The sequence below is a fragment of the Myxococcus sp. AM011 genome, assembly GCF_013372595.1.
GTDB lineage: Bacteria > Myxococcota > Myxococcia > Myxococcales > Myxococcaceae > Myxococcus > Myxococcus eversor.
The window spans coordinates 21,063-33,461 of the sequence record NZ_JABXEM010000108.1; the positions used below are offsets into that span (position 1 = coordinate 21,063).

Below are 12,399 nucleotides of genomic sequence, written 5' to 3' on the forward strand. Positions count from 1 at the left end.
GGACTCTGGGCGGGCCTGCTTGTCGTTACCGCCGAGGCCCGAGCACGATGATGGCCATGCCAGCGATGGCGACGAGGGCGCCGACGAGGTCCCACACCGTGGGCCGCTCCCCCTCGACGAGCCAGAGCCAGACGAGCGCCACGGCGATGTACACCCCGCCATAGGCGGCATAGGTGCGGGCGGCGCCCGTGGGATGCAGCGTCAGCAACCACGCGAAGGCGGCGAGACACAGGCCCGCCGGGAGGAGCAGCAGGGCCGACCTGCCCTCGCGCAGCCAGAGATAGGGCAGGTAGCAGCCGAGCACCTCGGCCAGGGCCGTGAGTACGAAGAGTCCGAAGGCGCGCGGCAACATGGGCTGAGAGTACTCGCGAAGGTACAGGGGGAGTCAGCCCCGTCGCACCAGCCGGTTCGTCCTCCAGAGATCTCTTCAGGCGCGCGCACTATGGTAGCCCCAGGAGAACTCCATGGACGAATCCCCATCCGCGCTGACGTGGCTCGCAGTGGGCCTTTTCCTGTGTGTCTGGCTCTACCTGATGGTCCTCGGAGTGAAGCGGCACTTCTTCCGCCCGCGGAGCGCACTGAAGGTCGCGCATGAGTTCATCGAGGTGCTCCGCTGCCCCAAGTGTGGCGGCAAGTACAAGAGCAATGTGGTGACGTTCACGCACACGACGCTCCCCTCGCCTGGGAAGAAGAACCGCCCCAACCTGACGTCTACCCACTTCGAAGCCACGTGCGACTCTTGTGGCGAGGTGACCCAGGTCCCCGTGGATGGACAACAATTCCCGGCGACCCACCTGCCTCCTCCTCGCCCCAGATGAGGGGACAATGCGAACACGAGCGTGTCACCACGGGTCCCCAGCAGTGCCATCGGCCGCACGTTGCGAAACCGTCAGCCACGGGAATCGGGTACGCAGGCCCTCAATCACAACATCCGAATGAGCATGGGCCCGCGCATCGGCATCGAAGAATAGCGGGTCGAGTTCAAAGACGACGCGCGTGCCATTCAACGAAGAGTCCAGCAAGTCCATCATTGGAGTGATGATGCCCCCTCGTGAGTACATTGCCTCTCGCCGCGTCTCGCCGTTTGAGGTCTGCAGGAGAACTCGCGACGACAGTGCATTGAGGATGATGCCCTGCGCACCCAGCAAGCCCCACGAGGGAGCTCCCCCAATGAAGAGGGTCGTCATGTGCCGGTCGATGACGCTGAGTGAGGCCCCGCTCTGGCTGACCAATTGAAACGGAGCGTCCGCCCATGGGCAGGACAACTCGAATACAGGCCCAGGCCATATCCGAAGCTCTACCGGAATCCTCTCGGGTCCATCACTCGTCGAGGCCACGGATTCAACCGTCAGTTTGAGCAATGAAGCAGCCTGTGCGCGCCGATCTTCCCCACCCACATACATCCCCGGCCGAGCCCGAATGGCCTCGTGCCCCCACAGCTTCTTGATGTGCATGCTCGTCACGGGTGTTCTCCCCTACGACGGACCCGATACTTTTCACCGAATCACGGCCGGAGGAACTCGTTTCGTGGACCAGTGCTGAACGTCAGGCCCCCGCATGGGACGAGCGGCGCCGGACGTTCCACGCCTCGACGGCACTGAGTTCCCCTCCGGCGGCGCAGGTGCCCCCAGCGCACCTCCCGCTCGCCGGCACCCGCGTCACGGCGTCGCTCCCTGGCGCAGGTCGCGGTTTCCGCAGTCGGCCAGGTGGAACGTGCCCTGGCGGCTCATTCGGGAGACGACGCGGGCGCCAACGTGGGTGGCGAAATCCGAGGACCCACCGTCCCTCCGCTGCACTGACAGGCGAGTGGTGTACGCCGTCACCAGGCCCGGCCTGTCCCGCCTGTCCACCAGTTCCTCGAGGAGTTCCCGCTGGCGAGGACCCACCTCCTCGCCCGGTGGCCCGCTGACGTCGTCCACGACCAGGACGCGCACCTGGACAGCTCGCTGGAGAAGAAGCATGTCCTCCGCCTCGTGGTCGCTGGCGCGCTTCAGGCGCGACCAGCTCACGTAGACCCCGGCGGACGCGTCCCACTCGGGCAGACGCTGGCCGCCGTGCGTCTCGGAGCGCACCGCGAGGCGGAAGAGGTGGCACGCCCCCACCGTCTTCCCCACTCCGGTGCCGCCGGACAGCAACAGCGTGCGCAGCCCCTCATGCAAGACGTGCTTCGCGGCGCGCAGCGCAGCCGTCTCCAGCACCTTGTCCCCGGCGAGGGCTTCCACCGCTTCAGGAGGGGCGTGGCACCGCTTCAGGTGCAGCGGCCACGCTTCGGCATGGGCGGCCTCGTGCCGGGCCCGCTCCGTCGCTTTCGCCTGCTGTGACTCCACCTCTCGCTGCTTCCAGTCGGCCTCGAACTGGGCCAGCCCCGCCGAAGGCCGCTCACGCGCCTGGGACATTCCCTTCCGCATCAGGTCCGCAAGTCGCTGGGGCCCTTGCCGCTGGGGATCGGCTGGCGGCGCCTTCTCGTCGTCTCGACTCATGGACTGCCCAACACTCCTTCCTGAGCGTCATCGGCCCTGAGGCGACGGCCCGGAGCCCACAGGACTCGGTGCAGCCTCTCACATGCGCCATCCACGGAGTAGGCGAGGCAGGCCGCGGGCTCCCGCGGCAGGCTGCGCCCTACCCCATCACCTCCTGGAACTCGGCGCTGACGTCGTGGGAGTGGAAACCCTTCAGGCGGCAGTGAATGTGATGAGCCCCGAGATGGACTGACCGGCGGCACCCATGGCAGGAACCCATCTCTACCTGCCGAGCCTCCTTGATACAGATGGAGCATGCGAATGGCTCTCATCCTTACGATTGTGACCGCAGTGGCTTGCTCGAAGTCGTCGGATGGCTCAAATGGGAAAGACGGTACCGAAGGGAAACAGGGTCCGCAGGGCCCACCTGGCCCGGCTGGACTCACGGGCCTGCAAGGTCCAGCAGGTCCGCAGGGGCTGGTAGGACTCACGGGTCCACAAGGTCCGGCGGGGTCGCAGGGACTCGCACGAGCACAAGGTCCGGCAGGTTCCCAGGGCCCGGTAGGACTCACCGGGCCCGAGGGGCCAGCAGGGCCAGGGGCGGCCCCGGGAACAGGATTCATCTATGTCGATGCCGATGGGAAGGAGGTTGCGAACAGCGGGACTGGCTATTGGCCGGACTCGAACGGGCGGCTCTGGCTCATCGACGCCGACAAGGCAACGGTCTACGCCTATCAGGTATCGATCTACTTTGAGCAAAGTGGGTGCGCGGGTCCGGCGTTCATCTCCGCGGGCCTCTTTCCCGCCCGTCCCTCCTCGCCATCTACACACTTATAGGGACACGACCCCCTGGTGAATGCATCTGCAATAGGATTGGCCGACCTCCCTTCTGCTTCTAATACGACTTGGTCACATCTGCGAGGGCTGCTCAGGCGGAGGCACCAGGGCTTCAATTCCAGGCAGGTCCGCCTCCAGCTTCAGTGCCAGTCGGCGCCTGACTTCCTCGTCCGCCCAGGCGCTGCCGCTGACGCATTGTTGGAGACGCTGGCGCATGGCCTCCTGCTCGCCAGCCTCCTCCATCAGCCGACCTGCCACCGGGTCGATGCTCTTGCGCTCGCCCTCAAGCAGAAGGCCATTCACGTACCAGTCCATCGCCCGTCGCCGTTCTACCCGGCCCAGGCCCGAGAAACTCGACTCAAGGAAGCTCGCCAGCTCTCCCTCCAGTCGCTTCAACTGCCTCGGCGCCATGCAGTCGGAACACTTCGCCCACCCTCACGCATTCTTGAAGTGACCAGGTCGTATTAGCCCATGTCGACATGCGACTGCCTCACCCGGGTTTCCACGGCGCCGCGCGTCTCATCCAGGTCCTTGGCCCCTGATCCCGGAACTTGCCCTCCTCCAGCACCAGCTTCACCACCCGGGCTTTGAACTCCAGCGTCATTCTTGCGCGCTCTTCCCTCATCAGCACCAGCAATACACGATTAAGCTGGACTTCAAGACTTAGCGGCAGTATCTGCGCCCCTGGTTTGGAGCTGAGTCTGGGGTTGAAATGACTCGCGTTGCGATGTCCGAGGGGGAGTTCGCAGGTATGCACACCGAAGTCGCGATTCTGAAACTGGGTCGTTCCCAGGCGGAATACTTGCATCACCACGCCGTGCAACTGGCCCGTGCCGGCGGGCCTCAGTGCGCGGGGATTCGTGAACGCGCTGAAGCCCACGCCCACGCGCTGCGTGACCTGCTGGGCTCCGAACAGCGCGCCCTGGTCGAGGGATATGCCAGCAATCGCATCTCCCTGCTGGTCGTCGAGGGCATGCTCGAAGTGGGCGATGGCGTCCCCGAGGCGCGGCCCTCGCTCGAGGCGTTGAAGATGGACCTCGACTGCCTGGTGCTCGCGTCGCGCAGCCAGCTCTTGTTGAACCTCGCCGGCAATCGCGCCTTCGCGTACGACCTGGACTACAACGAAATGGTGCGCCTCGTCGGCAACTTCAAGGGCGGCGGGCAGCACAAGCTTCCCGAGGAGCCCGCGCCCGAGAACGTGGAGGTTTCATCACACTCCGGTCTTGCGCTCGGCGCGCACACCGAGCCGCCGCACTACTGCTCGTTCCATGCGACGGAGCGGCATTCACCGGCGCCCTCGACGTTGATCCTGACGGCGCGGTGGAACCCGCTCCACGAGCCGACCCAGGTCATCCCGATAACGCCCGTGCTGAAGGCGCTCGGCGAGCCGGTGGTCGACGCGCTGACAAGAAAGCACTATCAGTTCACCCGGCCCAACTCCTACGTGCCTGGCGACGAGGATGGCCGTCATGTGTCCATCGTGGACTACAACAACCACGGTGACTTCGCGTTCCGGTTCAGCGCCTACCGCTTCTCCGCGTGCGACGACGTGCCGGAGAGCTCTCGGCAGGCCATCGACGCGTTGCAGGCGGGCATCGCGAACGCGGAGCGGCACCAGGTGACCCTGGACTCCAGCAAGGCCATCCTCATCAACAACACCAAGGCCCTGCACTGCCGCGACATCATCAGGGACAACCGGCGGGTCCTCGTGCGACTGTTCGGCTACAACCGCTTCTCCACCGCCATCGTCCAGTCTACCGACCCGATGTTGGTCAAGGCCTGACCCCTGCGACGCGATAATGCCTCGACTCGATCATCTCTCCGTCATCGCACCCTCGCTCGTCGAAGGCGTCGCTCACCTCCGGGAGTGCCTGGGCATCGACCTCCCCTTCGGCCGCAAACACACCCACATGAGCACGCACAATCACCTGCTCCAGTTGGGTGAGGCCGCCTACCTCGAGGTGATTGCCATCGACGAGGAGGCCCCGGCCATCCCGGGCCCCAGGTGGTTCGGGCTCGATGACCGCGCGGCGGTGCGCAAGGCGTGGGACGACGGCAGGCGCCTGCGGGGCTGGGTGGCGAGCACCGATCACTTCGCCCAGCGGATGGCGCGACATCCGGGCGTGTTCGGGGAGCCGCGCGAGTTCCACGCGGGGGCGTCGAGCTACTTCTTCTCCGTGCCCGTGGACGGCTCACTGCCCATGCAGGGCGTCGTGCCGTCGCTCATCGACAGGAAGGGCAAACGCCCGCTGCTCGCGCCCGAGACGCAGCGGGGCTGCGAGTTGGTGGCGTTCACGCTCGAGCACCCGGACGCCGCGCGCATCGCCCGGCTGTACGGGGCGCTCGAAATTTCGGGCGCGCCCGCCGTCACGCACGGCGAAGAGTTCCGCTATACCGCGACGATCCGCACGCCGTCGGGGATCCGTATCCTGACTTGAACCATGGAGTCCGCGATGTCCAAGGTAGCTTCTCCCTTTCAGCAAGACCGTGGCGGACTGGCGCTGTGTCCATACGACGCGGAGCTCGACGCGCTGCTGGCCCAGGCCTCAGCCGCCGAACGTGAGAACATCGCCAAGGCGCAACGCGAGCTGCGCAGCGTGGCGCTCGCCAACGGCCTCCAGTTCGACGCCAATCACGCGTACCCGGTGTGCCTGCGCCCGACCATCATCGACGCCGACTGGGCCGGGCAGCTGAAGGCCGCGGGCGAGCGCTTCATCCGCGTGTTCGACGACGTGCTGGAGCTGTACCGCCATGACGCCGAGGTCCGGAGGCTCTATCGCGGCTACGAGCCGGTGCGGGACCTCCTGCTGGCGGCGCCCGGGTTCCGGCCGCTCACGCGCATCTGCCGCTTCGACGGCCTGGTCGCTCCGGATGGCCGCTATCTGATTTTGGAGACCAACACCGACTGCCCGGCGAACCTGTTCGCCTCCGGGATGGCGACGCGGCTGTGGCGCTCGCTGCCCAATCCCATCCTGGCCGCGTGGGGCCGCGACGTCGAGCTGGTCCCCCAGCCCATCGTCGAGACGCGCAACCTGTTCATCTCGGAGATGCTGGACACGTATCGCGCGGACAAGGGCCGGGACCCGAGCGAGGTCCGCATCGTCAACTACAACGGCCGCTTCACCAGCGAGACCGACCTCATCATCCAGGGCTTCGGAGAGCGCGGCATCCACTGCGAGTTCATCGACCTGCGCGAGCTCGAGCGCGGCGCGGGCTGCCTGACCCACCGGGGGACGCGCATCGACCTCGTCTACAACAAGTGGGACCTGCGCGACCTGGTCCAGTGTCCCGACGCCGAGCACTACCTCCGCGCGGTGGCCGCTGGCGACGTGGTCAGCGTGAACCCGCTCGCCTGCCAGTGGATCTACGCCGACAAGTCGATTCTCGCGCTCTTCAGCGAACCGCGGTTCGGCGACCACTTCTCGCCGGCGGACCGCCAGATGTTCCAGCGCCACGTGCCGTGGACGCGCGTCGTGGCCCCCGGGCGCTCCATCTCCATGGAAGGCGAGGACGTGGACCTGTGCGACTACCTCAAGCGCCACCGGACCCGCTTCCTGCTCAAGCCGACCAACGCCACGTGGGGCGACGGCATCGTGATTGGCAACAAGGTCCCGGACGCGGACTGGCAGCGCGCCGTGGATACCGCGGCGTCCAACTCCGCGTACGTCGCCCAGGAGTACATCCAAGGCCACGTCGTCCACTGTCCGGACCCGGCCACGGGCGAAATCACGCCGCGGATCGCCGACCTCAACACCTTCATCTTCGGCGGCAAGGCGGTGGGCTTCTTGTCGCGCGCCAACCAGAGCCCCATCATGAGCCTCTACAAGGGCGGCGCGATGCTGCCGGTCATGGTCGCGCGCCACTAGTTCCATGAGCCCATCCTCCTCGGACGCCGCCGCGTGGCGGAGCATCCTCACGATTTCGTTCCTGGTCGGCATGTTCGCCGTCGCGGTGGGCGGCACGCCCGTGCTGCTCGGCGTGTTGCTGTCCCGGCAGGGCGTCGCTGACAGCGTGATTGGCATCTCCGCGGCGTGCAGCCCCCTTGGGTTGATTGCCTCGTCGTTCGTGATTCCGTGGGCGGCCGAGCGGTTCGGCGCCGTGCGCATCGGCGTCGCGAGCTGCATGCTCGGCCTGACCGCGATGGCGTCGATGGCGCTCGTGCCCGAGCCGCTCCTGTGGATTGCCGCGCGCCTGCTGTGGGGGCTGGCGGTGGGCGGCTTCTACATCGTCAACAAGGCGTGGCTCGCGCAGCTCACGCCGTCGGGGCGCCGCGGCCGGGTGTTCGGCATCTACACGTCGTGCCTGTCGGCGGGCTTCGCGTGCGGCCCGCTGCTGGTGTCGCTGGCGGACTTCCGCTCGCCCCATTGCTTCGCGATGCTCGGCGCCGCGTTCGTCGCGTGCGCGACGGGGGTGCTGCTCGTCAGCAAGCAACTGCCGGACTTCCACGGCACGGCGCGCGCGCCGGTGCTCGGAGCGGTCCCGTTGATCCCCGCGGCGTTGCTCGCGGCCGCGTCGTTCGGCGCGTTCGACCACGCGTCCCTGGCGTTCCTGCCCAGGTTCGGGGCGGTCCATGGCACGAGCACCGCGTTCATGGGCATCGGCCTCAGCGTGCTGAACGTCGGCAACGTGCTGTTGCAGCCGCCCATTGGCTGGGTGTCCGACCGCTGGGGTCGGCGCCCGGTGATGGTGGGCTGCGCGTTGCTCACCGTGCTCGGCGGCGGCGCGCTGCCGTGGGTCATCGGCGCGTCGACGCCGCTGCTGTACCTGTTCCTGTTCGTCTGGGGCGCTTGCGCCTATGGCACGACGACGGTGGCGCTGGCGTCCATCGGGGACCGCTTCACCGGCGCACAGCTTCTGAGCTGCAGCGCGGCGATGACAATGGCGGGCGGCGTCGGGGGGGTCGCCGGTTCGTCGGCCATTGGCGTGCTACAGGATGCGTTCGGCATCCAGGCCTTTCCGCGCGCGCTCATCCTCATCTTCCTGGCCCTGGCCGTGGTCGCGGCGCGCTCGATGCGTGACAGCAGTCCGGACGCGCTGACCGACGCCGCCACCTCCCGCTGAGCGCAACCACGGGGGCGGGGCCTGCCCAAATTTCAAGCGCTGCGTCGAGACGAGTGAGCGCAGAGCGGAGTGGGAGCCAACCCATCCTGGCCGACACCTCTCACGTAGTCAGCGGCCCGAAAAACTCAGGCAGGTCACCCAAGGGCCCCTGGGTGTGAGGGGTCTCACAATCGCCACTGCCCCAGCTCTCTCGTCCCCCAAGAACAAGAGTGTCCGTTACGAGAATGCGACCCGGACAATTCAGACAGTTACGGCCAACCAATCTCAACACAATCATAGAGCAGTCAAGCACCACATCCTGTGCCTGACCGCTCTTGGCCGTGACGCATCGCCAAGGGTGCCCCCGTACCCGAGGTGCATTCATGTCAAACCAGAAAAGGGCAGTTCTGTACGCGGCGGGCTGGGCATTGCTGTTGGGTGCATGTGGTCCCGCGCTCGACGACGAAGCTGGCGAGTACACCGAACCTCCAGCCGCGGAAGCGCCATCGCCTGGAGAGACAGTGGCCGAGGAGGACAACGAGGTGTCCCAGGCAACGTTCGGAGGACACCTCGGAAGTGGCCTTGGCCACCTGGTCAGATTCAATAGCTGCAACGCCAATAACGAATGGCGCACGACATGTGGCTCCGGCAGTGCACGTGACGTGTCGTACACATGGACTGTCCCTGTCACGGGAGACTATGCTTTCGGCACTGGCGGTTCGCAGTACGACACGGTTCTGGAAATTCGCAGGGCTGCCGATACGGGTGTTGTCTATGCCTGCAATGATGATCGTTCGGACGACAGCACCACGTCGCATATCGTTCTTCGGAATCAGCCAGTAGGCCGGAAGCTCTTCATCATCATCGACGGCTATGATGGCGCCTGCGGACAGGGCGACCTGCACATCCGAGGCCTTTGACAGGCATCCCTTTAAACATCTTCGGCAGCGGCTCCCCGTGAGGGAGGAAGGTGAGCAGGCGTGCGAAGGGACAGCCCCGTCGGCACGCCCTGGGCCCTGTGCGGACGGTCGCTCCCTGGCCACTGTTGGCCTAGGGTGTAGAGCGACAGCAAAATTGCCCCCCTCGCGACACTAAAACCGACCCCCTCCCCGGGCCGACAACCGAGGGAGGCAGTCAGCAATGGGAGAGATGGCGGTAGTAGCCCTCCGCGCGACAGCGGAGGAGTCGATGGTCGAGCAGGAAGTCGTGCGGCGCCTTCCTGCTCGTGCGGGAGCATGCTCGCAATCCCTCGCCGACCGAGGAACGCCCGCGACGCGAGGTGGGGCACGTCGAGACGGGACGGTCTTCGAGCAACCGGTGTCCATTCCCGACGGAGCAGGCGGCGCGATGCGACTGCGGCGCATCGAGATTGAACTCGATACGCCCACCGACGACGGCGACACCGTCATCCGGTTGCTGACGAATGTCCCGGCGGAGCGCAAGCGGGCGACAACGCTCGCACGGCTGTACCGCACACGCTGGCGGATTGAATGCCTCTTTGGCCGCCTGGAGTCAGTCCTTGAAAGTGAGGTGCGAAGCCTTGGCTCGCCTCGAGGCGCCCTGCTTGGCTTCTGCGTCGCACTGGCGGCCTACGACGTGTTGGCCCACTTGCAGGCGGTGCAGACCGCCCATCCGGTATGCGAGCAGAAGCCCATCTCCTCTTTCTACATCGCGGCCGAATTGCGCGAGGACTACGGCGGAATGAAGGTCGCCGTTCCGGAAGAGGTATGGGTGCCGCACGAAAGACAGACGTCGAAGCAGTTGGCCCGGACGCTCGTGAAAATGGCAACACACGTCGACCCGGCGATGCTCCTCAAACACCCTCGCGGGCCGAAGCCACGGAAGAAGAACGGCTACGCCCCGGGCAGCGAGGTGCGCCGGCAGGTCGCGACATCACGCATCCTTGCTGCCGGCACCGTCTATTGCGTCAAGCAAGAGGTTTAAAGGGATGCCCCTCAGAGCAGGTTTCGGCGTCCGGGGGGCTTCGGCTCCTCATCATCCGCCGTCCAGTACAATCCAGCCTTCCGCTGTCTCTCGATGTACCACTGCCGGATAATAGGGATGGAGGCCACCGTGAGGGACGCCAGGGCATGGAGGACGACGACGGTCGGTGTCAGGCCGTCAGGCCAAGCCGGCCCCTGATCCGCGCTGTCACCCAATCCAGCGGCGACCAGAGCGCAGGAGATTCCCCACGCGAGGGTGGCCGCGAAGAAATGGCGCTTCACAACCAGCCGGAGGACAAGCGTGACGACCCCTACGGTTCCGAACGCGACGATGAAGTTACAGAATAGAATCAACCACTTCATCAACTCCTCCTCGTAGGAACCTGGGCTTCTTCCGCCCATCCACCCAGCCCCGGGCGGCCGCGCCGTCCGGCGTGCCGGAAGCTGATACCCCCCCGCCACCGCTCGCACGAAGCACTAAGTGGCCCTCGCCTCGCAGGAAAGCGAAGTCCTGCGTCACAAGCGATGCCCCCTCACCGCTGCCGCTTGATGCCGTTGTAGAGGACGCCATCAGGCTGGTGTGACGGACCGGGGTAATGGATCGCAGGCGGGTCACCCAAGCTGTTCGTAACGGGGGCGGCCAGGCGGACCGCGAGTCGGAGCAGTCGGGAAGGCGGTCCGCACACCCCAGGGACAGTTGGAAGAAACGCGGCTGGCGGGTGGGGTGAGCGGTCCCGTGCACGGACCGCCGCCGCGAGCGCATCCTCACCCCAGGACAGCTCCACCAACACGGAGGACTCTCCCCGCGATTGTGCGTAGACCCACCGAACCAAGGGTGACGAGTCGTCGACACGGAGCTGCCGGGCCACCTCGTCGCGGACGCTCTTCAGCACGATGGGCAGGGAGTCCCCGCCCGCCAGGAGCCGCGGCGACACACGTGTCAGCCGCACGACCAGCAGCACCGGGCCCGTCCACCCTGGCCAAAGCAGCTCCGTGGCCTGGCGCGGCCCCTTCTCCCGCTTCGCTCGCACCTGGTGGCGGTCACGGACCTTGCTCGTGTTCTTCGTGCCCACGGGCAGCACGAACTCGATGCGCGAGCGCGTCATCCCTGCCCCCGGAGCCACCCTGCACACGTGCCCTGGTACACTCGTAGCGTCAGGGGGTGCCCTTGGAGCCTGCCGATTTTCTGGTGTTCTGCGCCGGCGTGGTCGCGTGCGTCGCGCTCGTGGTGATGGTCTTGATGCTCGTCGTGTGGCGATACAACCGGACCGTCATCCGTCCACTGCTTCGGCGTCTCCACTGCCCCGAATGCCAGGCAAGTTATGGTGACATTGAGCCTGACTCTCGTCCGCCAGAGTTGCGGCCTCTCGTGAACCCGGCTCCTGGGTACAAGCCGCCACCACCACCTCCGCCAACAATCCAGGTGACGTGTCCGGCATGCGGGCTCTCCGCCATCTTCACCATGACGGGAGAGCTGCAGCGGACGCACCGCGAAGCCAGGCGCGCAGCCTGAGGCACGAAACAACCTCACCTCAGCACCACGGCCACCAGCACACGGAGACGGTGTCGCGGCCTCGCGCTCCGGCGCAGGTCCCGGTTCCCGCAGTCGACCAGACGGAACGTCCACTGGCGACACATGCGGGGGGCGACGAGGGCTCCAACGTGGGCGGAGAAGCCCGAAGGACCCACCTTCCCTCCGCTGCACCGAGAGGCCGATGGTGGAGGCCGCCACCACGCCGGGCCTGTCCCCCAACTCCACAAGGAGTTCGCCAAGGAGCAGGCCCAACTCCTCGCACGGCAGCCCGCTGACGTCCTCCGACACGAGGACGCTCTTCCGGCTTCGCGGCCAGGTGGGAAATCGCTGGGTGGAGGTGCCGGAGCGGGAGTCAGCGCCCGGGATGCTCGGGGAAAAACCCCAAGTATCCCGGGCACGTTCCTCTGCGCGCGATACAGGATTCGAACCTGTGGCCTTTGGCTCCGGAGGCCAACGCTCTATCCAGCTGAGCTAATCGCGCAGAACCGCTGTAGCGAGGCGACAAGTAGCCGAACTCCCCGGCCGACGCAAGCCCGCATTCCACCCAGGGCTGACGGGAGAACACCCCGCACGGGGCTCCCCCGCC

At 66.4% G+C, this 12,399-nt stretch carries 14 protein-coding genes and 1 tRNA gene; 7 read left to right on the forward strand and 8 right to left on the reverse strand.

The window, feature by feature from the left end; all coding sequences use genetic code 11:
- Window positions 1-25 precede the first annotated feature (25 nt).
- On the reverse strand, window positions 26-352 hold the full coding sequence (locus tag HUW62_RS22590) for a YnfA family protein (RefSeq protein WP_163869652.1): 327 nt from the start codon (window positions 350-352) through the stop codon (window positions 26-28).
- 112 nt (window positions 353-464) lie between these two features.
- Between HUW62_RS22590 and HUW62_RS22595 the strand changes: the two genes are divergently transcribed.
- Window positions 465-818: a hypothetical protein gene (locus tag HUW62_RS22595; RefSeq protein WP_163869651.1), complete on the forward strand. Its 354-nt coding sequence runs from the start codon at window positions 465-467 to the stop codon at window positions 816-818.
- 24 nt (window positions 819-842) lie between these two features.
- On the opposite strand, the gene HUW62_RS22600 is transcribed toward HUW62_RS22595, so the two are convergent.
- The 4 genes from HUW62_RS22600 to HUW62_RS22620 all read right to left on the reverse strand — a co-directional run bounded on the left by HUW62_RS22600 (window position 843) and on the right by HUW62_RS22620 (window position 4,104).
- The gene (locus HUW62_RS22600; RefSeq protein WP_176435584.1) at window positions 843-1,187 is read right to left on the reverse strand and encodes a hypothetical protein; all 345 of its coding nucleotides are present in this window, start codon (window positions 1,185-1,187) and stop codon (window positions 843-845) included.
- Between the two features lie 471 nt (window positions 1,188-1,658).
- A complete protein-coding gene (locus tag HUW62_RS22605; RefSeq protein ID WP_176435585.1) occupies window positions 1,659-2,480 on the reverse strand; it encodes a hypothetical protein in 822 nt (273 codons plus the stop codon).
- An 888-nt stretch (window positions 2,481-3,368) separates the two neighbouring features.
- Complete coding sequence (locus HUW62_RS22615; protein ID WP_176435587.1) at window positions 3,369-3,707, reverse strand: transposase; 339 nt, start codon at window positions 3,705-3,707, stop codon at window positions 3,369-3,371.
- 79 nt (window positions 3,708-3,786) lie between these two features.
- Window positions 3,787-4,104 carry a hypothetical protein gene (locus HUW62_RS22620; RefSeq protein ID WP_176435588.1) on the reverse strand — a complete coding sequence of 106 codons (318 nt, stop codon included), beginning with the start codon at window positions 4,102-4,104 and terminating at the stop codon, window positions 3,787-3,789.
- Between HUW62_RS22620 and HUW62_RS22625 the strand changes: the two genes are divergently transcribed.
- The 6 genes from HUW62_RS22625 (at window position 4,099) to HUW62_RS22650 (ending at window position 10,280) form a co-directional block, all read left to right on the forward strand.
- Window positions 4,099-5,079 carry a hypothetical protein gene (locus tag HUW62_RS22625; protein ID WP_176435589.1) on the forward strand — a complete coding sequence of 327 codons (981 nt, stop codon included), beginning with the start codon at window positions 4,099-4,101 and terminating at the stop codon, window positions 5,077-5,079. The genes HUW62_RS22620 and HUW62_RS22625 overlap by 6 nt on opposite strands.
- A 16-nt stretch (window positions 5,080-5,095) precedes the next feature.
- The gene (locus tag HUW62_RS22630) at window positions 5,096-5,734 is read left to right on the forward strand and encodes a VOC family protein (protein WP_176435590.1); all 639 of its coding nucleotides are present in this window, start codon (window positions 5,096-5,098) and stop codon (window positions 5,732-5,734) included.
- Window positions 5,735-5,749: 15 nt separating this feature from the next.
- Complete coding sequence (locus HUW62_RS22635) at window positions 5,750-7,162, forward strand: hypothetical protein (RefSeq protein WP_176435591.1); 1,413 nt, start codon at window positions 5,750-5,752, stop codon at window positions 7,160-7,162.
- A gap of 4 nt (window positions 7,163-7,166) precedes the next feature.
- The gene (locus tag HUW62_RS22640) at window positions 7,167-8,357 is read left to right on the forward strand and encodes an MFS transporter (protein WP_176435592.1); all 1,191 of its coding nucleotides are present in this window, start codon (window positions 7,167-7,169) and stop codon (window positions 8,355-8,357) included.
- Between the two features lie 362 nt (window positions 8,358-8,719).
- Window positions 8,720-9,256: a hypothetical protein gene (locus HUW62_RS22645; protein ID WP_176435593.1), complete on the forward strand. Its 537-nt coding sequence runs from the start codon at window positions 8,720-8,722 to the stop codon at window positions 9,254-9,256.
- 397 nt (window positions 9,257-9,653) lie between these two features.
- Window positions 9,654-10,280 carry a transposase gene (locus HUW62_RS22650; protein ID WP_176435594.1) on the forward strand — a complete coding sequence of 209 codons (627 nt, stop codon included), beginning with the start codon at window positions 9,654-9,656 and terminating at the stop codon, window positions 10,278-10,280.
- 11 nt (window positions 10,281-10,291) lie between these two features.
- On the opposite strand, the gene HUW62_RS22655 is transcribed toward HUW62_RS22650, so the two are convergent.
- From HUW62_RS22655 to HUW62_RS22665, 3 genes are all read right to left on the reverse strand, one after another.
- A complete protein-coding gene (locus tag HUW62_RS22655) occupies window positions 10,292-10,642 on the reverse strand; it encodes a hypothetical protein (RefSeq protein ID WP_163869645.1) in 351 nt (116 codons plus the stop codon).
- Between the two features lie 170 nt (window positions 10,643-10,812).
- Window positions 10,813-11,385, reverse strand: coding sequence for a hypothetical protein (locus tag HUW62_RS22660; RefSeq protein WP_163869644.1), 573 nt, complete (start codon window positions 11,383-11,385; stop codon window positions 10,813-10,815).
- Between the two features lie 835 nt (window positions 11,386-12,220).
- A tRNA-Arg gene (locus tag HUW62_RS22665) sits at window positions 12,221-12,294 on the reverse strand.
- Window positions 12,295-12,399: the final 105 nt, after the last annotated feature.